This window comes from Delftia sp. S65 (assembly GCF_016516495.1).
GTDB lineage: Bacteria > Pseudomonadota > Gammaproteobacteria > Burkholderiales > Burkholderiaceae_C > Comamonas > Comamonas acidovorans.
The window spans coordinates 191,369-212,695 of record NZ_JACVUR010000001.1 but is presented as its reverse complement, the minus strand read 5'-3'; the positions used below and the strand labels follow the sequence as shown (position 1 = coordinate 212,695).

Here is a 21,327-nt window from a genome sequence, read left to right as displayed (position 1 = left end):
GGCGCGGGGCCTGTGTGACTCAACATGATGTTTGATATGCGCGCAAAGCCTCCCCGCAGCCTGTCCCGCCTGCTGAACGCAGAACCGCTGACCCAGACCACGGTGGCCGTCTGGGTGGGCCTGTGCTGCGTGCTGCTGGCCACGGTGGCGTACTGGACGGTGCTGGTGGACAGCCACCGCACGCAGCGCAGCTTTACCGAGTCCCAGTCCTGGCTGCGGGTGGGGCAAATGTCGCATGCGGTGTCGGTGCAGGTGCAGACCCTGCTGTCCGGCCTGGACTACACCATGCGCGGGCTGGAGTCCGACTTTGCCGATGGCGATGTCGACGGGTTCCGGCGCGCCGTGCAGACCACGTTCGACGCCTACCCGGCCGGCACCTTTCTGCAGATCGCCGTGGCCGACGAGAAAGGGGACATCGTGTACTCCAACCTCCAGCAGGAAGCGGAGACGCGGGCTGCCAAGGTCTCCATCCGGGACCGCGAGCATTTCCAGGTGCATGCCAACCGCGAGAACATGGGCATGTTCATCGGCCGCCCCGTACAGGGGCGTGTCTCCCACAAATGGACCATACAGCTGAGCCGCGCGCTGTACCGCCAGGGGCAGTTCTCGGGCGTGCTGGTGCTGTCGCTGTCGCCCGAATACATCTCGCGCTATTTCCAGTCCATCTTCGATGGCGCCAACGACGTCATCCTGCTGCTGCGCACCGATGGAGCCTACCTGGCGCGCTCGCAGGGGCAGGAGCAGGTGATGGGCCGCTCGGTATCCGATGTGCGCGTGGCGCTGTTCGCACCTGCCCTGGAGCGCGGCACCTACGAGGCCGAATCGTCCGTCGATGGCGTGCAGCGCATGTATGCCTGGAGCCGGGTGGAGGGCTATCCGCTGATCGTCAGTGCAGGGCTGGACAAGAAAGCCATCTTCGAGTCGCTGGAGGCATCGCTGGAGCGCGGCCTGCTGCGCAACGGCATAGGCACGGCCGTGCTGCTGCTGGGCATGCTGCTGACGCTGTGGCTGGCGCGCCAGCGCCAGCTCAGCGAGCGCATGCGGCTGCAGGGTGAGCGGCGCTTTGCGCGGCTGGCGCAGGAGGTGCCGGGCGGGCTGTTCCAGTTCCGCATAGGCGCGGATGGACAGTTCCGGTTCCCTTTCACCAGTCCCGGATTCTTCGAACTGCATGGCGCCAAGGCCGATGCCGCCCGGTTTGCCGACCATGAACTGCTCAAGCGGGTCCACCTCGAGGATCTGCCGGCCCTGGCGGCCTCGGTGCAGGCCAGCGTGGGCAGCAAGGGTGTCTGGGAGCACAAGTACCGCGTCTACGGCCCTGCAGGCGAGCTGCGCTGGCTGCATGGTCACGCCCGGCCGCAGCAGGAGGAAGACGGCTCCCTGCTGTGGCATGGCTATGTGCACGATGTGACGCAGGACCAGGCCATGCAGGAATCCATACGCCACAGCGAGGAACGCCTGCGCCTGACCGTGGGCGCCGTGCGCGACGGCCTGTGGCAGTGGGACTGCCGCAGCGGCCATGTGGAATGGGATGCCCGCTGCTACCAGATGCTGGGCTTCGAGGCCGCGCAGTTCCCCATGAACTATGACGCCTTCTGCGCCATGGTCCATCCCTCGGACAGGGCGCGGATGCTGGCGCGGCTGCAGCGCCATGCCGAGGCCGGGGCCGATTTCCGCGTGGAGATGCGGCTGCGCAGCTCGGCCGACAGCTGGCTGTGGGTGGAGTCGCGCGGCGAAATCACCCAGCGCGATGCCGACGGCAAGCCCGTACGCATGCTGGGCACGCACACCGACATACAGCAGCGCGTGGAGCAGTCCCGGCTCATCAAGGCCTTGCTGGACCGGGGAAGCGCCCTGATCGTCATGGCCGGTCCCCAGCGCGAAATCCTCTATGCCAACGAGCGCGCGGTGCAGACCTTCGAGATCGAGACAGACCGGCTGCCCGGCGGCGTGAACTTTCGCGCCCTGCATGTCAGCGACGAGAGCTTCGAGCGCTTCGGCCAGCTCTACGCACAGCTGAACGCACGCGGCACGGTGCGCACGGAATGGATTTTGCGCATGCCTTCGGGCTCGGGCCACTGGTTCGACATGCAGGGCTCGCTGCTGGACCCCGACGAGGACGACGGCCGCGTCATCTGGACCATGATCGATACCGACGCGCGCCGGCGCGCCGAGACCGCGTTGGCTGAGACCCAGCACCGGCTGGAGGCCATCATCGACCGCTTTCCCGCAGGCATTCTGGTCACCGACGCCCAGGGCCGCCAGGTGCTGGCCGCCAACCGCATGCTGGCGGCCGCGCTGCGGTTGGACATGGCGCCTGCCGCCCTGGTGGGGCTGGGCATGCCGGCGCTGATCCAGCTGCTGCCGCCTTCGGTGGCTGGCGTGCTCAGCGCCGGGCCCGTGGCTGGCCGCTCCCTGCATGCGCTGCCCGACGACCACTATGTGGAGATCGAGGGCATGCAGCTGCGCGACGGTGACCGCTCCATCGGCCACTGCTGGGTCTTCCACGATGCGACGGAGCGGCAGCAGCGCGAATCCCAGCTGGAGACCCTGGCGCTGACCGACGCGCTGACCGGCATTCCCAACCGCCGCGCCTTCATGGAGCGGCTGGCGATGGAGCTGGACCATCTGCGCAGCGGACTGGTGGCGCACTCCACGCTGATCATGCTGGACATAGACCACTTCAAGCAGGTGAACGACGGCTACGGCCACGCGGTGGGCGATATCGTGCTCAAGGAGCTGCTGGCCTCGGTGGCGCAGGAAATGCGCAAGGAAGACATGGTGGGCCGGCTGGGCGGCGAGGAGTTTGCCGTGCTGCTGTCCGACACCGATGCCGAGGTGGGCCTGCGCCGCGCCGAAAGCCTGCGCGAAACCGTTGCCGCGCGCGCCATCGATGCGGGCCTGGCCGGCGACCTGCGCATCACCATCAGCCTGGGCGTGTACGAACTGCAGCGCAGCGATGCCTCGGCCCAGGGCTGCCTGGAGCGTGCCGACGCAGCGCTGTACTACTCCAAGCGCAACGGCCGCAACCAGTCCACGCTGTGGAGCGAGCGGCTGCCTGCCATCGCGCGCTGATATGCGCTGATCCGGGCTGGTGCGGCGCACAGGCCTAGGAATTCACCCCGGTGAATTTTCAGAATCATCCAATGGCCTGATCGGGCCGCAATCCCGAAAATCCTGGGTTCATGCTGTCGCGTGGACCTGCCGCCTCTTGCCTGGCCCCAACACTCGGGTGCGGCCGACTCTCCGTGCAACCCATCACAAAAAGAGGCTGCGCGCCGAGCGCAGGGCGAGGAATGTATGACGTACAACCGCTGGTCCACGGTGCATATCGCGCCGCTTTCGCGAGCGCAGTTCTGGAGCGATGCCAGCCGCGAGGCGCAGATGCCGCACACGCCCTTGGTCGCGCAGCCCGAGAGCTTCGAGGCCGTGCTGACATCGCGCGGCGTGGGCGCGGTGGTGCTCAACCGCATACAGATGGCGGCCGAACATGGCATGGAGCGCCTGCATGCCGATGGCCAGCGCGCAGGCCCGCCCTGCCTGCTGTGCATGCTCTATGCCAAAGGTGGAGCCCAGGTATTTGCACCGGATGCACCTGACGTACCGGATGCCTCGGCGTCATCTGGGGAACCGGGCATGGCGGTTGCGGGCAGGAGGCTGCAGGCGCAACCCGGCCAGCTGTTCCTGCTGGATGAGCGGCGCGGCTACCGCATCTGGCAGAAAGAGGCCGTGGACCTGGTGGTGCTGGCCGTGCCGCTGGCACTGATCGATCCGCGTGGCGGCCTGGCTTCGCAACTGCTGGCACGCAGCCTGCCCGACTGTGCATCGCTTCAACTGCTGGTCCAGCAGATGCAATTGCTGGCCGCGTGGCAGGACCCCTTGCCCGAGGCCGAATCCGCCAGGCTGTCCGACTTGGTCATCAACACCGTGAAGACCGTGCTGCAGGCCAGCGCCGACATGGCGACGGCCCGACCCGGCGCGCCCATGCACGTGCTGTTGCGCAGGGTGCGCCAGCTCATTGCCCGCCAGTACCCGGACCCGGCGTTGGGGCCCGAGCGCGTGGCGTCCAGGCTGGGGCTGTCCGTGCGCTCGCTGCAATCCCAACTGTCGCGCGAAGGCACCAGCCTCAGCGCCGAACTCATGGCCTATCGCCTGGAGCGCGCCCATGCGCTGCTGCGTGGCACGGAGCCGGGAACGCTGGGCATCGCGGAGATCTCGCAGCACTGCGGTTTCAGCTCACCCGCGCATTTTTCCCGGCGGTTCAGGGCACGCTACGGCAGCACGCCGCTGGGGCTGCTGCGGGATGCGGAGGGCGGGCAGGGGGCCTAGGCAGGCTGGGCGGCGCCGCGCCCGGCGTGGCGTGCGCAGATCAGGCCGAGGATTTCGAACATCATCTGCGCGCCTGCGTGGGCGGTGTTGGTGGTGGCGTCGTAGGCGGGCGACACCTCCACCACATCGCCGCCCACGATGTGGATGCCGGCCAGGCCGCGCACCATGGCCTGTGCCTCGCGCACGGTGAGTCCACCGACCTCTGGCGTGCCCGTGCCGGGCGCAAAGGCCGGGTCCAGGCAGTCGATGTCGAAGGAGACGTAGACGGGCGCATCGCCCACCACCTCGCGTGCGCGGGCAATGACGCCGTCCACGCCCAGCGCGGGAATGTCTTCGGCATGGATCACGGTCATGCCCGACTCATAGGAAAACTCCCAGAGATATTCGGCCGCGCCGCGTATGCCGATCTGAATGGTCCGCGTGGGGTCGAGCACGCCGTCGAGCACGGCCTGACGAAACGGGCCGCCGTGGTGGAAGCGGCTGCCGTCGAAGGGGCCCCCGGTGTCGCAGTGGGCGTCGAAATGCACCAGGGCCAGTGGCCGCTCGCGGCCCAGCGCGCGCAATATGGGCAGGGTGATGGAATGGTCTCCGCCAGCGGCCAGCGGAATCACGCCGGCCGCATGGATCTTTGCGAAGGTCGACTCTATGTCGCGGTGCGACTGCTCCAGGCTGTAGCGGCTGGACAGCGGCACGTCGCCGATGTCCGCCACGCGCAGCTCGCGTGTGGGAGCGGATCGAAGCACATGGTTGTAGGGGCCCACGCGTTCGATGGAACGCAGGGCCCGGGGGCCGAAGCGGCAGCCGCTGCGGTTGCTGATGCCCAGGTCCATGGGCACGCCGATCAGTGCGGCCTGGAGGTCGCCGAAATCCGGGCGGCTCCAGTCCATGGGACGCATGGGCGCGTCCAGCAGCGTGGGCATGCCTGCGTAGGGCGCGTTGCGCGTGCCGCTGGCGTCGATGATGTGGGCGGCCACGGCGCGGAAATGCGGGTCGTGGATCACGGACTCGTTGGCGCCGCCGAAGCGTGCGCGCAGCGCCTGCAGCCTGTCTGGTGTGAAAAGCGTCATGTCGTCTCCGATTCAGTGCCGGGTTCAGGATTGAATGCCCGACAGCGAACGCTGCTGCGTGCGCTGCGCCAGGCTGATGAGGATGAAGCTGGCCATGCTCACGGCCAGGCTGGCATAGATGGGCGTGTTGGCGGCCAGGCCGTCCCTGACCATGAAGGCGACGGCCGTGGTGCAGCCCAGCAGCATGCTGGCGATGGCGCCCGCCGTGGTGGCCCGGCGCCAGTAGATGGCGCCGATCAGCGGCACCAGCATGCCGCCCACCAGCAGGTTGTAGGCGGTGGTCAGGGCATTGAGCACATCGTCAACCACCAGGGCGATGCCGAGCACGGCCAGCCCCACCAGCAGCGTCAGCAGCCGGTGCCAGCGCACATCGACCAACGGCCGGCCGCTCCGCAGCAGGGGCACGAGGTCCTCGGCCAGCACGGTGGAGCCGGCCAGCATGGCGGCGCTGGCGGTGGACATCATGGCCGCCAGTGCGGCAGCGATGACCAGGCCGCGGATGCCGTCCGGCAGGCTGGCCTGCACGATGGCGGCAAAGGCATTGTTGGCGTTGTCCAGGTCCGGCAGCAGCACGCGCGCTGTCATGCCCACCAGGGCGCCGACCAGTCCGTAGACCACGCAGTACACGCCGGCGAGGCTGCCCGCCACGGCGGCCACCCGTTCGCTGCGGGCCGTGAACACGCGCTGCCACACGTCCTGGCCGATCATGATTCCGAAGAAATAGATGACGAAGTAGGTGGCGATGGTGTCCCAGCCGATGTGGGTGACATCGAAGCTGGACGCAGGCAGCCGTGCAACCAGCTGGTCCCAGCCGCCCACGCGGTACAGGCAGATGGGCAGCAGGATCAGCATCAGGCCCGCGGTCTTGATCACGAACTGCACGATGTCCGTCAGCGTCAGCGACCACATGCCGCCCACGGCCGAGTAGATGACCACGACGCCCCCGCCCACCAGGATGGAGATCCACAGCGGCAGGTCGAACAGCACCTGCATCACGGTGCCGATGGCGATCACCGACGTGGCCGCCAGCATCAGCGAGTAGGCCAGCATCACCAGGGCGCTGGCCTGCTTGGTACGGGCGCTGTAGCGCCGCTCCAGCACCTGGGTCACGGTGCAGATGCGCAGCCTGAGAAGGGGCTTGGCCAGGAACAGATTCAGCACCAGCAGGCCCGCGCCCAGCGCCGCGCAAAGCCAGAATCCGGAGATGCCGTACACATAGCCCAGCCGCACCGTGCCCACGGTGCTGGCGCCGCCTATCACCGTGGCGGCCATGGTGCCCATGTACAGGCCCGGCCCGAGGTTGCGGCCGGCCACGAGAAAGTCCTCCTGCGTCTTCGCGCGGCGCATGCCGTACCAGCCCAGCAGCAGCATGGCTGCCGCGTAGATCACCACGACCGAGATATCGAGCAACATGGTTTGTCTCCCTTTTGTTGCGGCCCTGTTGGCAGGGCCTCTTGAAACAGCGGTATCCATGGAAGTGAATTCCCTGGCCCGCCCCTCTTGTTCTGTATTGCAGTCCCTCTTTGGACAATCCAGATGTGCTGCAACAGCCGTGGATGCTAGACAGCAGCCCGGATTGCATCCATTTCAAGTTCCATTTACAAACATCGATAAGAATCGATCTTTTCCGAGTGAAAACCCCATGCTCCATACCGTTTCAGATCTGGACCTGCGGCTGCTGCGCGTGTTTCTGGCCATCGTTGACGCGGGCGGCGTGTCGGCGGCGCAGGCCAGCCTTGGCGTAGGGCAGTCCACGCTCAGCAGTCAGCTGTCCACACTGGAGACGCGGCTGGGTTTCAGTTTGTGCGAACGGGGGCGCGGCGGCTTTCGCCTGACGGCCAAGGGCCGGCGCTTCGTCGATATGGCTCGCACGGCTCTGCAGGGACTGGAAGGCTTCAGTGCGCAGGCGCGCAACATGCACCGGCAGCTGGTCGGCAGTCTGGCCATCGGCCTGATCGGCAATGCGCCCATGGAATACAACGCGTTGATGGGGCGGGCCATACAGCGCTTTCGCCAGCGCGACGAGGCCGTGCGCCTGTCGGTGCTGGTGCGCGGGCCGCGCGAGCTGGAGGAAATGCTGCTGCGCGACGAGCTGCAGGTCGCCGTGGGCTATTTCCTGCACCGCGCGCCAGCGCTGGAATACACGCTGCTGTTCAGCGAAAGGCAGGTGGCCTATTGCAGCGCCAGCCATCCCTTTGCCGCACGCGCGGGTCGCATCGGCGCGCAGGAGGCGGGCGAGGCCGACTGGACCTGGCGCACCTATCCGCTGCCGCAGGCCCCGCTGACGGGGCGCCCGCGCCATGTCACCTCAGAGGCGGACAACATGGAGGCGGCCGCCATCCTCATCCTGTCAGGCGCCCACCTGGGCTACCTGCCAGAGCACTACGCGGCGCCCTATGTGGCTGCCGGCCTGCTGCATGCGCTGGACGAATCCCTCTTCAGCTATGACGTGGACATCACCATGGTGGCCAAGAAGCGCGCACGCCAGGATGACATCACGGCCGCGTTCACGGACGACATGCGTGCCGTGCTGTAGGGGCGCCGTGGCACAGCGGCATCAGAACTGCAGCAGGCTCAGCGCAAACGGCAGGCTGAGCACGCCCAGCAGCGTGGACAGCGTGACCAGCCCCGCCACATACGAGCCGTTGTAGCCCATGCGCGCTGCCAGCACATAGCACGACGATGCGGTGGGCAGGGCCGAGAAGGCCATGAGGATCAGGGCCTGCGCACCGCTCAGGCCAAACGCCCGCACCATGGCATAGGCGATCAGCGGCTGCACCAGATGCCGCACGGCCAGCAGGCACACTGCCAGCAGCTTGCCGGCGGCCAGCGCGCCGAACTGCATGCCGGCGCCGGCCGACATCAGGCCCAGCGCGATGGAGGCTGCGCCTATGCGGGAGATCGACGGCTCGATCAGCGCTGGCAGCTTCAGCCCCAGCGCGCTGAACACCAGGCCCGACAGCGTGCCCACGATCAGCGGATTGCGCACCAGCTGCCCCAGGAAGTGCTGGTTGCTGCCGCGCGCCATGGGCCAGACGGCCGCGATATTGCACAGCGGCACGCTGACGCCGATCAGCACCGAGATGAACAGCAGGCCCTCAGGCCCCGCCAGCCGGCTGGCCAGCGCCAGGCCGATGAAGGAGTTGAAGCGAAACGCCACCTGCACGGCACCCGCATGCTCGCGTGTGTCGATCCGGCCGCGCAGGCCCGGCCACCAGGGCAGGCTGTAGGCCAGGGCAATGCCCACCAGGGCCGCGCACACGCCAGCGGCCAGCAAGTGGGAGGTGGCACCCCAGTCCACCGGGCTCTTGACGATGGAGTGGAACAGCAGCACGGGGAACAGCAGGTAGTACACCAGCGCTTCCACCGCCTGCCAGACCGTGCGGTTGAGCTGTGTGAAGCGGCACAGCACGTAGCCAAGCACTATGAGCGAAAAATCGGGGAAGAGCAGCACGGCGTAGTTCACGGGGGCAGAGCATAAGCGCAACCCCGCAGTCGCCGCGTCTCCCGAGAAACCATGGCGCGAGGCTAGGGGTAAACACCGGGAAATCAGTGCTGCGACAAACTGTGACAACCGGGCCCCGGGCCTTAGCATCGCTGGGGTCCACACAGCCGATCCGAAAGCGCAGGTCCTGACGACCGTCAAGCGCACAGCGGGCTCCAGGCCCCACCATGGCTGTTCCGTGGCAGCGTTTGCGAGCCTTCGTTTCGCAGACCATCCATCCGCAGGCACGGCCTTGCGGATGTCCATGAAACCTTCTTCGTCAACACGACCCCCAAAAGGAGATCTTGTATGAATCGTCGCAGCTGGATGGGCCTGACCCTGGTCCTCGCAAGCACCGGAGCCCTGGCCCAGGCCTATCCCACCAAGCCGATCAAGCTGGTGGTGCCCTTCGCCCCCGGTGGCACGACCGACATCATCGCCCGCGTGATCGCCGAACCCCTGACCAAGGAACTGGGCCAGCCCGTGGTGGTGGACAACCGCGGCGGTGGCGGCGGCGTCATCGGCGCCATGGAAACCGCGCGCTCGCAGCCCGATGGCTACAGCCTGGGCATTGCCACGGTCTCGACCACAGCGACCAACCCCGCGATCAATCCCAAGATCTCGTACAACACACTGACGGACTTCACGCCCATCATCAACGTGGCGGCCACGCCCAACGTGATTGCGGTGAACCCCAAGTTCCCCGCCAAGGACTACAAGAGCTTCGAGGCCGAACTCAAGAAGTCCCAGGGCAAGTACTCCTATGCCTCCTCGGGCACGGGCGGCATCCAGCACATGCTGATGGAGTTGTACAAGAGCCTGACCAACACCTTCGTCACCCACATCCCCTACCGCGGTGCGGGCCCGGCGCTCAACGACGTGGTGGCGGGCCAGGTGCCCATGGTGCTGGACAACCTGCCCTCGGCCCTGCCGTTCATCAAGGACAACCGCCTGGTGCCCATCGTGGTGGCCGCGCCCCAGCGCCTGGCCGTGCTGCCCAATGTGCCAACCTTCAAGGAAGTGGGCCTGGAGCCGGTGAACCGCATGGCCTACTACGGCATCCTGGGCCCCAAGAACATGCCCAAGGACGTGGTGGACAAGATCAACGCCGCCGTGCGCAAGGTGCTGCAGGATCCGGCCGTGCGCAAGCGCATCGAGGACACGGGCTCCCTGGTCATCGGCAACTCGCCTGAAGAGTTCGCCAAGCAGATCAAGGACGAGTACGAGACCTACAAGAAGGTGGTCGTTCAGCAGAAACTCACGCTGGAGTAAGCACCGCCTTGAGCGGTTGGCTCAGAACCCGAGGCTCCTTGCGGACCTCGGGTTTTTTCGTTGTAGGCTTGACGGGATGTCCCAAGTGCCTGTTGCTTCCATCGCTTCCCTATCGGCTGCCGAAGCCGAATCTGCTGCCGATCCTGCATCCTGGCCGGCGCCGCTGCCGGCCAGCCTGGATGCGCTGGACCTGTTCATGGATGCGCTGCTGCTGGAGGACGGGCTGTCGCGCAATACGCTGGCGGCCTATCGCCGCGATCTGACGGCCTGGGGGCGGTGGCTGGCGCACCAGCAGCCGCCGCTGGCGCTGGATGCGGCGGGCGAGCTGGAGCTGCAGGGCTATTTCGCGGTGCGGGTGGAGCAGACCAAGGCCAGCTCTTCCAACCGGCGGCTGACGGTGCTGCGCCGCTACTACCACTGGGCGCTGCGCGAGCAGCGCATTGCCGCCGATCCCACGGCACGCATGCTGGCGGCCCGGCAGCCGCCGCGCGTGCCGCATACGCTGACGCAGGCGCAGGTGGAGGCACTGCTCAGGGCGCCCGATGTCGATACGCCACTGGGCCTGCGTGACCGCGCCATGCTGGAGCTGATGTATGCCAGCGGCCTGCGCGTGAGCGAGCTGGTGGATCTGCCCTTGCATGGCATCGATCTGCGCTCGGGCGTGTTGCGCGTGACGGGCAAGGGGCAAAAGGAAAGGCTGGTGCCCTTCGGCCAGGAGGCGCACTGGTGGCTGGAGCGCTATCTGGCCACGGCGCGCGGTGCCATCCTGGGCGGGCAGCGCAGCGATGCGGTCTTCGTGACCCAGCGCGCAGCGGCCATGAGCCGCGTGATGTTCTGGGTCATCGTCAAGCGCTGCGCGCAGGTTGCGGGCGTCACGGCACCGCTGTCGCCGCACACGCTGCGCCATGCCTTCGCCACCCACCTGCTCAACCATGGCGCAGACCTGCGCGTGGTGCAGATGCTGCTGGGCCATGCCGACATCTCCACCACCACCATCTACACCCATGTGGCGCGCGAGCGGCTCAAGGCATTGCACGCTTTGCACCATCCGCGTGGTTGATTGGGTGTGGAGGGTTCGCCGGTTTGGGTGTTTCTGCCGTCGAAATCGTCGAAGTGGCAAAGCCTGTCCCGGGGATATGCGCTTTGCAGAACAATCACCGCCGTGTTCGATGTGTTTCTGCGGAGTTTTCGATGACTGATTTCCTGCGCCGGCATGTGCTGGTGACTTCCATGCTGGCGGCGACGGTCGCTGCTGCGGCCTTGCCGATGTCCGCGTCGGCCGCCGATGCCGCCTGGCCCAGCCGGCCCATCCGCGTGGTGGTTTCCTATCCGGCCGGTGGCGTCAGCGACGTGGTGGCGCGCGCCCTGGGCGAGAAGCTGGCCGCCCGCCTGGGCCAGCCCGTGGTGGTGGACAACAAGGCCGGCGCCGGCGGCGCCATCGGTCTGGACCTGGTGGCCAAGGCCGCACCTGATGGCTATACGCTGGGCTTTTCCTCCATCAGCCCGCTGACGCTGAGCCCGCACCTGGGCAAGCCGCTGTTCGATCCGCAGCGCGATCTCGTGCCCGTGACCAGCGTGATGTATTCGCCCGTGCTGCTGCTGGGCACGGCGCGCTCCACGGCGACCGATTTCAAGGCACTGGTGGCGCAGGCCAAGGCCCAGCCCGGCGAAGTCCGCTGGGCCACGGCAGGCCTGGCATCGCTGGGCCACATCATGCTCGAGCAGATCATGTATGCCTCGCAGGCCAAGATCACGCACATCCCCTACAAGGGCGGCGGCCAGCAGCTCAATGATGGCCTGAGCGCCCAGTTCGAGGTGCTCTCCACCAACGCCGGGCCGGCCGTGCTGCAGCACATCAAGGCGGGCAAGTTCAAGGCCCTGGCCGTGGGCGCCCCCCAGCGCCTGGAGTCGCTGCCCGGCGTGCCCACGCTGGCCGAGCTGGGCTACAAGAGCGCCAACATGACCTCGGTGTTCGGCATCTTCGCGCCCGCAGGAACGCCAGCGCCCGTGCTGCAAAGGCTCAATGCCGAGATCAACCAGGTGCTGACCCAGCCCGACATGCGTGCCAAGCTGGAGGCCACCGACAACGTGGCCACGGGCGGCAAGGCCGAGGATTTCGCGCGCCAGATCGAGGGCGAGTCCCAGTCCAACGCGCGAATCATCCAGGCTGCAGGCATCAAGCTGAACTGATACCGCTGCGGCGCGCGGCATGCAAAAAGGGCTTGCGGCTTCCCGGCCGCAAGCCCTTTGCCATGGTGGCTGACCCGTTCAGACCGTGGCGTCGTCCGCCGTGAGGTTGTCGGCCCAGGCCAGGGCCTGCAGATGCGCCCAGTTGACCTGGTGGTTGGACAGCTGCAAGGCGTTGGCGGCGCGCGCAAAGCCTTCGTCGTCGCCGCTTTCGCAGGCGCGCGTCAGCTCCAGGAAGGGCGCGAACACGCCCTTGTTGTGCACCAGCGCATCGATCACGGGCTGGGGCAGGGCGATGGATTCCAGCGCCTTTTCCATGGGCTGGCCCAGCATCACGTCCAGCAGCGAGAACACGCCCACCACGAAGGCGTTGTCGCATTCCTCGGGCGAGAGCAGCTCGGCCGTCAGCAGCTCCATCAGGCGTCCGCGCACCACGGCGGTCTGGCCCACGGCCGGTGGCGTGCCGCCCGCGCGCGAGGTGGTCAGCAGCAGCGCGGCCCAGCGGAACAGCTTCTTGAGGCCCAGGATCATCACCGCATGGCGGAACGAGGTGATCTCGCAGGACAGGCCGAATCCCGAGGAGTTGATGAAGCGCAGCAGGTTGAAGGACAGCGTGGGGTCCTTCTTGAGCAGGGCTTCGATCTCGTCCGTGCTGGCCTGCTGGCGCACCAGGTTGATCAGCTGAATGATGGTCGCCTGCGTGGGGCGGATGGTGCGCGCCTGCACGAGTTGCGGCTGGGCGAACCAGAAGCCCTGGAACAGCCGCACGCCCAGGTCGCGCATGCGCTCGAACTGCTCGGAGGTCTCGACCTTCTCGGCCACGATCTGGGCATTGGTATGGGCGCGCGCGAAATTCACCAGGGTCTCGGCATCGGCCAGTGCAAAGGTCTGCATGTCCAGCTTGATGAATGCGGCCGCAGGCAGCCAGCTGGCATAGGCGCGGCGCAGCAGGTGCTGGTTGAAGGCCAGGCGGAAACCGCGCTGGCGCAGGGCCTGGAAGGTGGGCAGGCGCTCTTCGATATCGGCTGTGGTGGCGTTCTCGCCCAGTGTGGTCACTTCCAGCACCACCTTGTCGGGGTGGATCAGTTCCAGGTGGCCGCCGGCCAGGCTGTCATGCGTGCAGTTGATGAAGACCGTCTTCTTGCCCACCAGCGCCTCGGCTCCCGCATACGACAGTGCGTTGAACAGCAGGGCGGCATCGGAGGCCGCCGTGTGCGCATGCTGGGCTGTGGAGCGATCGAAGAGTTCATAGCCGAAGACATCGCGCGCCTCGTTGACGATGGCCTGGCGCGCAATGACGGCCACCTGTCCGTCCTCCACTCCTTCTGGCAGGGGTGGTGGCGGAGCGGAGGAGTTGTCGTTGGTAGTCATTTGGAAGCTGAGAAAGATGAAGGAGCGGCGGCGTTGAGTTGCGTGCGATAGCTCATGACTATAGCGAGCTGTCTGCCAGTTGATCGGTCCAGGCCAGGGCCTGCAGATGGGCCCAGTTGATCTGCTGGCTGCTCAGGCGCAGTGCGTCTGCGCTGCGGTTGAAGGCTGCGTCGTCGCTGGCTTCGCAGGCCTGGGCCAGGATCAGCAGCTCGCCCAGCACGCCTTCATGGCGCAGCACGGCGGCGGAGACGGCATCGGGCACGGGGATCAGGCTCATGGCCACGTCCTGGGGCAGGTCCAGCATGCTGCCCAGCAGCGAGAAGATGCCGACGACGAAGGCCTGGTCGGAGTCTTCCTCGCTCAGCGATTCCTGGGCCAGCAGCTCCATCAGCCGCCCGCGGATCACGGCGGTCTGGCCGATGGCCGGCGGCGGCCCGCCGTTGCGCGATGCGGTCAGCAGCATGGCCGCCCAGCGGAACAGCTTCTTGAGGCCCATGAGCATCACGGCCTGGCGGAAGGAGGTGATCTCGCGTTGCACGCCAAAACCCACGGAATTGATCAGGCGCATCAGGTTGAAGGCCAGGCCCGCATCCTTCTTGAGCACATCCTCGATGGCATCGGTGCTGGCCTGCTGGCGCACCAGATTCAGCAGCTGGACGATGCTTTGCTGCGAGGGCGACAGCAGCTTGGTGCGCACCACCGTGGGCCGCGCAAACCAGAAGCCCTGGAACAGCTGTATGCCCAGGCGGCCGACCTGCTCATGCTGCTGGGCGCTTTCCACCTTCTCGGCGATCAGCTCGGCGCGCGTGTGGCGGCCAGCGAAGTTGACCAGCACGGCCAACTGGTCAGGGGCCAGCACGGACAGGTCGAACTTGATGTAGTCGGCCAGGGGCAGCCAGGCCGCATAGGCGGACTCCAGCACCGTGTGATTGAAGGCCAGGTTGAAGCCGCGCGCGCGCAGATTGCTGAGGATGGGCAGGCGGGCCTGCACCTCTTGCTGTGCGGCCAGGCCCAGCGGCGGTATCTCCAGCACCACCTTGTCGGGGTTGAGCAGCTCCAGATGCCCGCCGGCCAGGCTTTCATGCGTGCAGTTGACGAACATCAACTTGGTGCCGACCAGATCCTCTTCGCCAGCATGCGACAGGGCCGTGAACACCAGGGACACGTCCGAGGCCGCCGTATGGTCCGGGTAGGCGCGAGAACGGTTGAAAAGCTCGTAGCCGATGATCTGCTGCACCCCGTTGACGATGGCCTGGCGCGCGATCATTCCCCGGTCTGTGGACGCGGGGCTGGCCGCAGGGGCATCGTTGAAGAGATGGACAGGCAATTCGGTCATGGAGTGTTCGGTCGAAGAGGCACGGTAAGCAGCAGATCTGATTGTAGGAATGTTCTGAATAAATATGCCGACAGGCAGTGTCTGCTGGGACAAGTCCGATTGCGGAGTCGGACCCATCCTAGTTTGTAAACCATTGTGCGGCCATGCGGACGGGACGGGCCTGTCCGCGCGGCTGCGGCAGTCTTTCTTCAGACCTGCTGCAGCCAGGCCAGTTCGGTATCGGTGAAGCCAGCGGCGCGGCGTGCGCGCTCGTTGAAGGGCGGGCGCAGGCGCGGTGCCTCGTAGCGCTGCGTCAGGTGCTGGTAGTGCGCCTCCGGCTCCAGGCCTTCACGCTCGCACAGCCAGCGGTACCAGTGGTTGCCTATGGCCACGTGGCCCACTTCCTCGCGCAGGATGATGTCGAGGATGTCCACGGCCGCCAGCGCATCGGGCGCGCGCGTGTTGCGCAGCTTGTTCTGTATCTGGGGCGTGGCGTCCAGGCCCCGTGCCTCCAGCGTGCGTGGCACCAGTGCCATGCGGGCCACCACGTCATGCGCGGTCTTCTCGCACATGGTCCACAGGCCCTGGTGGGCCGGGAAATCGCCATAGTCGTGGCCCAGGTGCGAGCGCAGATGCTCGCGCAGCAGGCGAAAGTGCTTGGCCTCCTCGGCGGCCACCTGCAGCCAGTCCAGGTAGTACTGCTGCGGCATGCCGTCAAAGCGCCAGACGGCATCCAGCGCCAGATTGATGGCGTTGAACTCGATGTGGGCAATGGCGTGGATCAGCACGGCCCGGCCTTCGGGCGTGGCCGGCGAGCGCCTTGCAACGGCGGTGTGGTGGCGCAGCTCGGGCCGCAGCGGGCGGCCCGGCAGGTCCGGTGCGGGATCGGGCAGGGCCGGTGCCTGCGCTGCTATTGAATAAAGCGCCTGCCGTGCATACATGTCCAACGCGGCGGCGGCCTTTTCTTCGGGGTCCGGGAGGCACAAAACCTCAAGGGCGCGGTGACGTAACTCCATCCCTACAATTCTAGGTTTCCTGCCATCACCAATAATTGACGGAGACAAAGACCCATGGCGATTTATGAACTGGATGGAGTGGCCCCTGAAGTGGCAGCATCGGCCTGGGTGGCCGACAGCGCCGAGGTCATGGGCAATGTGCAGCTGGCCGAAGACGCCAGCATCTGGTTCGGCGCCGTGCTGCGCGGCGACTGCGAGAGCATTTCCATCGGCGAGGGAAGCAACATCCAGGACGCCAGCGTGCTGCATGCCGACCTGGGCAAGCCGCTGGTCGTGGGGCGCCATGTGACCGTGGGCCACCAGGTCATGCTGCATGGCTGCACCATCGGCGACGAATCGCTGATCGGCATCGGTGCCGTGGTGCTCAATGGCGCGAAGATCGGCAGGAACTGCCTGGTCGGCGCAGGCGCTCTCATCACCGAGGGTAAGGAGTTTCCCGATGGCTCGATGATCATCGGCAGCCCGGCCAAGGCCGTGCGCCAATTGACGCCCGAGCAGATCGAAGGCTTGCGCCGCAGCGCCCAACACTATGTCGATAATGCGCGCCGGTTCAAGACCGGGTTGCGCAAGCTGGGCTGAGCGAGGCCCGGCACTTTTTTACGGAATCCATCAGCGTGTCTGAACTGCATAAATTCATCTTCGAAGGCCTGCCCGTGCGCGGCTCCATCGTCCGCCTCACCGACGCCTGGCAGGAAATCCTGCAACGCCGCGCGGGCAACGGAGAGACCGGCGCCTACCCCGCTGCCGTGCGCGAACTGCTGGGCGAAATGGCGGCTGCCGGCGTGCTCATGCAGTCCAACATCAAGTTCAACGGCGCCCTGGTCTTCCAGGTCATGGGCGACGGCCCGGTCAAGCTGGCCGTGGCCGAGGTGCAGTCCGACTTCGGCCTGCGCGCCACCGCCACCCTGATCGGGGAGGCGCCCGAAGGCGCCACGCTGGAGCAATTGCTCAATGTGAACGGTGGTGGCCGCTGCGCCATCACGCTGGATCCCAAGGGACGCCAGCCGGGCCAGCAGCCCTACCAGGGCGTGGTGCCGCTGCAGGATGCGCAAGGCCGCAGGTTCTCCAAGGTGTCAGATGCACTGCAGCACTACATGCTGCAGTCCGAGCAGCTGGACACCGTGCTGGTGCTTGCCGCCAATGACCAGTTGGCTGCCGGCCTGCTGATCCAGCGCATGCCGGTCAAGGGCGAGGCCAACCTGGCCTCCGCCACCGAAAGCGAGCAATCGGGCCAGGACGCCATCGGCCTGAACGAGGACTACAACCGCATCGCCACGCTGGCCGCCAGCCTGACGCGCGACGAACTGCTCACGCTGGATGTGGAAACCATCCTGCGGCGCCTGTTCTGGGAAGAAAAGCTGATGCGCTTTGTCCCCCAGCAGGACGAAGAGCGCCCGCGCTTTGCCTGCACCTGCAGCCGTGAGCGCGTGGGCGCCATGCTGGTGTCGCTGGGCATTGAAGAGGTGGACAGCATCCTGGAGGAGCGCGGCAATATCGAGGTGGGCTGCGACTTCTGCGGCAAGCAGTACGAGTTCGATCCCATCGATGCCGCCCAGCTGTTCACCGAAGCCGGCAAGCAGCCGCCGACCTCGACGAACGTCCAGTAAATACGCTCGAAGTCAGTCCCGCCCGCTGCGCAGCGCGTCGAACAATCGCCGCTCGCAGTCCGGGTCGCTGCATTGCTCGCAGCCGTAGGGGCGAAGGCGGGCGCTGCGTTGCGCTGGGCTTGCGGGCAGCCAGGACCAGTCTGCGACGGGAGCTTGCGCTCTGAGAGAATCTGCCAGTTGCTGCCATTGGCGATTTGGATTGCCATGAAGCACCACGTAGTCGCGTGCTTCGGAGTGCAAAAGGCTACGCCAGTGCTGTTCCTGGGCGGCATATTCCCCGTTGACATTGCGCCAGTCTGTGGCGAGCAGGTAGATTGTGAGGGCCGAGGGCAGCGATGTGGCTGGTGCGACAGCCACACAGCACCAATCCGCATTGCCTTGGTGCGTGAGCCAGGATCGGTTCAGCGCGTTAGCCATAGAACGTGCCAAAGCTGGTGGGCCCAGCAGGAGTATGCTGGGGAATGCGGTCGCGTAATGCATAGCGCCTGATGGTAGAGGCCTCATAGTATTCATGGGGCGCTGAATATCTCTGCTCTTATAAGAAAGGCGCCTCTTGAAGGTGCCTTTCTATCAGCGGATTAGACTCGAAAAATCAGTAATCTTTTCCATCAAGAGTCAGTTTGACGGTTTTTTCATAAATAGATTTCTCATCAATGCTGCTTCGCAAAACCGGCAAGCTTCTGTATATAAATTCACGAGAGCTGCTGTTGCCGGTTACGATGTCGAATTTGCATGCATTGACTTTTCGGTCGCCGATCATCACGGTTTCATCACCAAGATAGGTCTGGGTATAAGTTTCATCTACGGGATGTTTTTCAGTGTACTGATCGCTGGTTTGTTCCCCGCGTATGCGATAGCTCAGAGATTCGCCCTGCTTCAGCATGGCCCTTCGGTTGATGACAGGCTCGGAATATACAGTACTGTACTTTGCGGGGAAGTCGCCAAGTATCTCCGTGATGGAGCCGTAGGTCCAATAGACGAAAGGTGCCTCCGGAGTCAGATAGACAAGAGTTCTTCTGAGTTGAATCGATGGATCTTCTGCAATACTGATTGTTGCAGTGTATTCTATGAGATTCTTGTGGCCGCCGAAGTTGGTATTTCTTGTGGTGGTTTCTACTGTGCGCAAAAGAGGATATTTAAGGTTGCCTTCCAAATATTCTTGCTGTATCTTTTTTCCCAGCTGATATCTGGTGTCATCAAAGCAATGAGCAGCGGTTAGAGGTAAGGGCTCGTTGCTATCGTTGCCCCCGCCACCACAAGCGGTGAGAAAAAATGGTGCCAGCAGCGTGCAAAGAGCTGCGGCTGTGTTTGTTTTGAATTGCATTTGGATACTCCCTCCTTATTGAAGCCAAGGATTCTATCCGCGATACATGCACTCTGGAAAGTGCGGCCCGATTTATGAGGCCTGAAACAGACGCCTATCTCATGCAGTGAACCGGTCCCAGAACGCAGGGCGAGGAGCCGGCCAAACTGAGCGTGTAAAAAGGCCGGCATGAAGCCGGCCTTGATGCAGGAAAGCCCGACGCTCAGCGCCGCACGATCTGCACGAAGATTTCGTTGGGCTTGACCATGCCCAGCTCGCTGCGGGCCTTTTCCTCGACCATGGCCAGGCCGTCCTTGAGATCGTTGACCTCGGAGGCCAGGCGGTCGTTCTCGGCCTTTTCCAGGGCATTGGCCACGTTCTGGTCGTGGATCTGCTGCTGCAGTTCCTTGACGTAGGCCACGCTGCCATGGCCCAGCCACAACTGCGCATGCACGGCGGCGAGCAGGGCGAGCAGGACAAGAGGGACGACGCGGTTGACCATGGCAGCAGATGTTGCGGAAAGGAAAAAGGCTTGCAGGCCGGATGGCTTGCAAGCCTAACGCTTTTCAGCGCAGGTTGTAGAAAGCCTCGCGGCCGGGGTAGTGGGCGATGTCACCCAGGTCTTCCTCGATGCGCAGCAGCTGGTTGTACTTGGCGATGCGGTCCGAACGGCTCAGCGAGCCGGTCTTGATCTGGCCGGCATTGGTGCCCACCGAGATGTCGGCAATCGTCGAATCCTCGGTTTCGCCCGAGCGGTGCGAGATCACGGCCGTGTAGCCTGCGCGCTTGGCCATTTCGATGGCGGCGAAGGTTTCGGTCAGCGTGCCGATCTGGTTGATCTTGATCAGGATGGAGTTGGCGATCTTCTTGTCGATGCCTTCCTTCAGGATCTTGGTGTTGGTGACGAACAGGTCGTCGCCCACCAGCTGGACCTTGGCGGCCAGACGGTCTGTCAGGATCTTCCAGCCATCCCAGTCGCCTTCGGCCATGCCGTCCTCGATGGAGATGATGGGGTACTTGTCGCACCAGCCGGCCAGCATGTCGGTCCACTGGGTGGCGGTCAGCGTCAGGTTGCCTTCGCCGGCCAGCACGTACATGCCGTCCTTGTAGAACTCGCTGGCGGCGCAGTCCAGGCCCAGTGCGATCTGTTCGCCGGCCTTGTAGCCAGCGTTTTCGATGGCCTGCAGGATCAGCTGGATGGCGGCTTCGTGGTTTTCCACGGAAGGCGCAAAACCGCCTTCGTCGCCCACGGCCGTGCTCATGCCCTTGTCGTGGATGATCTTCTTGAGCGCGTGGAAGACTTCGGCACCCCAGCGCACGGCTTCGCGGAACGACGGCGCGCCCACGGGGATGATCATGAATTCCTGCAGGTCCAGGCTGTTGTTGGCGTGCGCGCCGCCGTTGATGACGTTCATCATCGGCACGGGCAGCTGCATGCCGCCCATGCCGCCCAGGTAGCGGTACAGGGGCAGGCCGGCCTCTTCGGCAGCGGCACGGGCCACGGCCATGGAGACGGCCAGCATGGCGTTGGCGCCCAGGCGGCCCTTGTTGTCCGTGCCGTCCAGGTCGATCAGGGTCTTGTCCAGGAAGGCCTGCTCGGAGGCGTCCAGGCCTAGAACGGCTTCGGAGATCTCGGTGTTGATGTGCTCGACGGCCTTGAGCACGCCCTTGCCCAGGTAGCGGCTCTTGTCGCCGTCACGCAGCTCGATGGCTTCGCGCGAGCCGGTGGACGCGCCCGAAGGCACGGCGGCGCGGCCCATCACGCCCGATTCCAGCAGCACGTCGCACTCGACGGTGGGGTTGCCGCGGCTGTCCAGCACTTCGCGGCCTACGATGTCAACGATTGCACTCATGGCATTTCCTTTGCGGTTTTTGAAATCGGTGTGCAGGCGGGTTCCGGTGAGGTTGCGCCCTGGTGCTTGCCGGGCAAGCGGTATGGGTGGTCGATGGCGTGGCAGGCTGCCGCGCCACCGGGCACAGCCGTGCTCCGCGGCGCAGTATCTGCGATCGGGCGGCGGCTATTGTGCACAAATTGGTTGTATGGCTTTGTATGCGCTGCGCTCTTGACGAGCCGGGGTGGCTGGCCGTCAGACGCCTTCCACGCAGACCATGCGCATGATGGATGCGCCTTCACGCGCCTCGCGGGCACGCAGGTACTCGGGCGTGTCGTAGAAGGCCCGGGCTGCCTCGAAGCTGGGGAACTTGAGGATCACGGTGCGGCCGGGGTTCCAGTCGCCTTCGAGCACTTCGACCTTGCCGCCGCGCACGCAGACTTCGGCGCCATGCACGCGCATGGCCTCGGTGCTCCACTTGCGGTATTCCTCGTACTGCTCGGGCTTGGTGACGGTGACGGACGCAATGATGTAGCCGCTGGCCATG

19 protein-coding genes are annotated in these 21,327 nt (G+C 65.4%); 8 read left to right on the top strand and 11 right to left on the bottom strand.

The genetic code is table 11. The annotated features are described in order from the left end of the window. The first annotated feature begins 24 nt into the window (after positions 1-24). Positions 25-3,072, top strand: a complete 3,048-nt coding sequence (locus tag IAE24_RS00885) for a diguanylate cyclase (RefSeq protein WP_199960107.1) — start codon at positions 25-27, stop codon at positions 3,070-3,072. A gap of 225 nt (positions 3,073-3,297) precedes the next feature. Beyond that, on the top strand, positions 3,298-4,326 hold the full coding sequence (locus IAE24_RS00880) for a helix-turn-helix transcriptional regulator (RefSeq protein ID WP_199960106.1): 1,029 nt from the start codon (positions 3,298-3,300) through the stop codon (positions 4,324-4,326). On the opposite strand, the gene speB is transcribed toward IAE24_RS00880, so the two are convergent. Next, positions 4,323-5,393 (bottom strand): agmatinase, encoded by a 1,071-nt coding sequence (speB, locus tag IAE24_RS00875; protein ID WP_199960105.1) that lies wholly within the window; start codon positions 5,391-5,393, stop codon positions 4,323-4,325. The two genes, IAE24_RS00880 and speB, sit on opposite strands and share 4 nt — an antisense overlap. A gap of 24 nt (positions 5,394-5,417) precedes the next feature. Continuing rightward, entirely contained in the window at positions 5,418-6,806 is a 1,389-nt protein-coding gene (locus IAE24_RS00870) for a sodium:solute symporter (RefSeq protein ID WP_199960104.1), read from the bottom strand. Positions 6,807-7,035: 229 nt separating this feature from the next. On the opposite strand from IAE24_RS00870, the gene IAE24_RS00865 reads away from it, so the two are divergent. Next, positions 7,036-7,929 carry a LysR family transcriptional regulator gene (locus IAE24_RS00865; RefSeq protein WP_012206919.1) on the top strand — a complete coding sequence of 298 codons (894 nt, stop codon included), beginning with the start codon at positions 7,036-7,038 and terminating at the stop codon, positions 7,927-7,929. 21 nt (positions 7,930-7,950) lie between these two features. On the opposite strand, the gene IAE24_RS00860 is transcribed toward IAE24_RS00865, so the two are convergent. Further along, positions 7,951-8,859, bottom strand: a complete 909-nt coding sequence (locus IAE24_RS00860; protein WP_179217842.1) for an AEC family transporter — start codon at positions 8,857-8,859, stop codon at positions 7,951-7,953. A gap of 327 nt (positions 8,860-9,186) precedes the next feature. Between IAE24_RS00860 and IAE24_RS00855 the strand changes: the two genes are divergently transcribed. From IAE24_RS00855 to IAE24_RS00845, 3 genes are all read left to right on the top strand, one after another. Continuing rightward, positions 9,187-10,149: a tripartite tricarboxylate transporter substrate binding protein BugE gene (locus IAE24_RS00855; RefSeq protein ID WP_199138302.1), complete on the top strand. Its 963-nt coding sequence runs from the start codon at positions 9,187-9,189 to the stop codon at positions 10,147-10,149. A 76-nt stretch (positions 10,150-10,225) separates the two neighbouring features. Further along, positions 10,226-11,209 (top strand): site-specific tyrosine recombinase XerD, encoded by a 984-nt coding sequence (xerD, locus tag IAE24_RS00850; RefSeq protein WP_199960103.1) that lies wholly within the window; start codon positions 10,226-10,228, stop codon positions 11,207-11,209. 131 nt (positions 11,210-11,340) lie between these two features. Beyond that, complete coding sequence (locus IAE24_RS00845; RefSeq protein ID WP_097201605.1) at positions 11,341-12,339, top strand: Bug family tripartite tricarboxylate transporter substrate binding protein; 999 nt, start codon at positions 11,341-11,343, stop codon at positions 12,337-12,339. Between the two features lie 78 nt (positions 12,340-12,417). On the opposite strand, the gene IAE24_RS00840 is transcribed toward IAE24_RS00845, so the two are convergent. The 3 genes from IAE24_RS00840 to IAE24_RS00830 all read right to left on the bottom strand — a co-directional run bounded on the left by IAE24_RS00840 (position 12,418) and on the right by IAE24_RS00830 (position 16,038). Then, a complete protein-coding gene (locus IAE24_RS00840; RefSeq protein ID WP_012206914.1) occupies positions 12,418-13,707 on the bottom strand; it encodes an EAL and HDOD domain-containing protein in 1,290 nt (429 codons plus the stop codon). A gap of 58 nt (positions 13,708-13,765) precedes the next feature. Then, positions 13,766-15,043, bottom strand: a complete 1,278-nt coding sequence (locus IAE24_RS00835; RefSeq protein WP_034396453.1) for an EAL and HDOD domain-containing protein — start codon at positions 15,041-15,043, stop codon at positions 13,766-13,768. A 188-nt stretch (positions 15,044-15,231) separates the two neighbouring features. Further along, positions 15,232-16,038 (bottom strand): ferritin-like domain-containing protein, encoded by an 807-nt coding sequence (locus IAE24_RS00830; RefSeq protein WP_199960102.1) that lies wholly within the window; start codon positions 16,036-16,038, stop codon positions 15,232-15,234. Positions 16,039-16,092: 54 nt separating this feature from the next. On the opposite strand from IAE24_RS00830, the gene IAE24_RS00825 reads away from it, so the two are divergent. Both IAE24_RS00825 and hslO read left to right on the top strand, forming a co-directional pair. After that, the gene (locus IAE24_RS00825) at positions 16,093-16,617 is read left to right on the top strand and encodes a gamma carbonic anhydrase family protein (RefSeq protein WP_012206911.1); all 525 of its coding nucleotides are present in this window, start codon (positions 16,093-16,095) and stop codon (positions 16,615-16,617) included. Between the two features lie 35 nt (positions 16,618-16,652). Continuing rightward, a complete protein-coding gene (gene hslO, locus IAE24_RS00820; RefSeq protein ID WP_012206910.1) occupies positions 16,653-17,645 on the top strand; it encodes an Hsp33 family molecular chaperone HslO in 993 nt (330 codons plus the stop codon). A gap of 12 nt (positions 17,646-17,657) precedes the next feature. Here hslO and IAE24_RS00815 read toward each other — a convergent pair whose 3' ends face one another. The 5 genes from IAE24_RS00815 to IAE24_RS00795 all read right to left on the bottom strand — a co-directional run bounded on the left by IAE24_RS00815 (position 17,658) and on the right by IAE24_RS00795 (position 21,326). Beyond that, positions 17,658-18,062: a hypothetical protein gene (locus IAE24_RS00815; RefSeq protein WP_199960101.1), complete on the bottom strand. Its 405-nt coding sequence runs from the start codon at positions 18,060-18,062 to the stop codon at positions 17,658-17,660. Positions 18,063-18,237: 175 nt separating this feature from the next. Continuing rightward, the gene (locus IAE24_RS00810) at positions 18,238-18,969 is read right to left on the bottom strand and encodes a hypothetical protein (protein WP_199960100.1); all 732 of its coding nucleotides are present in this window, start codon (positions 18,967-18,969) and stop codon (positions 18,238-18,240) included. A 202-nt stretch (positions 18,970-19,171) separates the two neighbouring features. Then, positions 19,172-19,450 (bottom strand): cell division protein FtsB, encoded by a 279-nt coding sequence (gene ftsB / locus IAE24_RS00805; RefSeq protein ID WP_012206908.1) that lies wholly within the window; start codon positions 19,448-19,450, stop codon positions 19,172-19,174. A 64-nt stretch (positions 19,451-19,514) separates the two neighbouring features. Beyond that, a complete protein-coding gene (gene eno / locus IAE24_RS00800) occupies positions 19,515-20,801 on the bottom strand; it encodes a phosphopyruvate hydratase (RefSeq protein WP_012206907.1) in 1,287 nt (428 codons plus the stop codon). Positions 20,802-21,035: 234 nt separating this feature from the next. After that, positions 21,036-21,326, bottom strand: coding sequence for a DUF1330 domain-containing protein (locus IAE24_RS00795; protein WP_012206906.1), 291 nt, complete (start codon positions 21,324-21,326; stop codon positions 21,036-21,038). Position 21,327 lies beyond the last annotated feature (1 nt).

Bases quoted from the DNA above. Each gene is read 5' to 3' on its own strand.
- IAE24_RS00885 (WP_199960107.1), top strand. From the start codon at position 25: ATGATGTTTGATATGCGCGCAAAGCCTCCCCGCAGCCTGTCCCGCCTG.
- IAE24_RS00880 (WP_199960106.1), top strand. From the start codon at position 3,298: ATGACGTACAACCGCTGGTCCACGGTGCATATCGCGCCGCTTTCGCGA.
- speB (WP_199960105.1), bottom strand. From the start codon at position 5,393: ATGACGCTTTTCACACCAGACAGGCTGCAGGCGCTGCGCGCACGCTTC.
- IAE24_RS00870 (WP_199960104.1), bottom strand. From the start codon at position 6,806: ATGTTGCTCGATATCTCGGTCGTGGTGATCTACGCGGCAGCCATGCTG.
- IAE24_RS00865 (WP_012206919.1), top strand. From the start codon at position 7,036: ATGCTCCATACCGTTTCAGATCTGGACCTGCGGCTGCTGCGCGTGTTT.
- IAE24_RS00855 (WP_199138302.1), top strand. From the start codon at position 9,187: ATGAATCGTCGCAGCTGGATGGGCCTGACCCTGGTCCTCGCAAGCACC.
- xerD (WP_199960103.1), top strand. From the start codon at position 10,226: ATGTCCCAAGTGCCTGTTGCTTCCATCGCTTCCCTATCGGCTGCCGAA.
- IAE24_RS00845 (WP_097201605.1), top strand. From the start codon at position 11,341: ATGACTGATTTCCTGCGCCGGCATGTGCTGGTGACTTCCATGCTGGCG.
- IAE24_RS00840 (WP_012206914.1), bottom strand. From the start codon at position 13,707: ATGACTACCAACGACAACTCCTCCGCTCCGCCACCACCCCTGCCAGAA.
- IAE24_RS00835 (WP_034396453.1), bottom strand. From the start codon at position 15,043: ATGACCGAATTGCCTGTCCATCTCTTCAACGATGCCCCTGCGGCCAGC.
- IAE24_RS00830 (WP_199960102.1), bottom strand. From the start codon at position 16,038: ATGGAGTTACGTCACCGCGCCCTTGAGGTTTTGTGCCTCCCGGACCCC.
- IAE24_RS00825 (WP_012206911.1), top strand. From the start codon at position 16,093: ATGGCGATTTATGAACTGGATGGAGTGGCCCCTGAAGTGGCAGCATCG.
- IAE24_RS00815 (WP_199960101.1), bottom strand. From the start codon at position 18,062: ATGGCTAACGCGCTGAACCGATCCTGGCTCACGCACCAAGGCAATGCG.
- IAE24_RS00810 (WP_199960100.1), bottom strand. From the start codon at position 18,969: ATGCAATTCAAAACAAACACAGCCGCAGCTCTTTGCACGCTGCTGGCA.
- ftsB (WP_012206908.1), bottom strand. From the start codon at position 19,450: ATGGTCAACCGCGTCGTCCCTCTTGTCCTGCTCGCCCTGCTCGCCGCC.
- eno (WP_012206907.1), bottom strand. From the start codon at position 20,801: ATGAGTGCAATCGTTGACATCGTAGGCCGCGAAGTGCTGGACAGCCGC.
- IAE24_RS00795 (WP_012206906.1), bottom strand. From the start codon at position 21,326: ATGGCCAGCGGCTACATCATTGCGTCCGTCACCGTCACCAAGCCCGAG.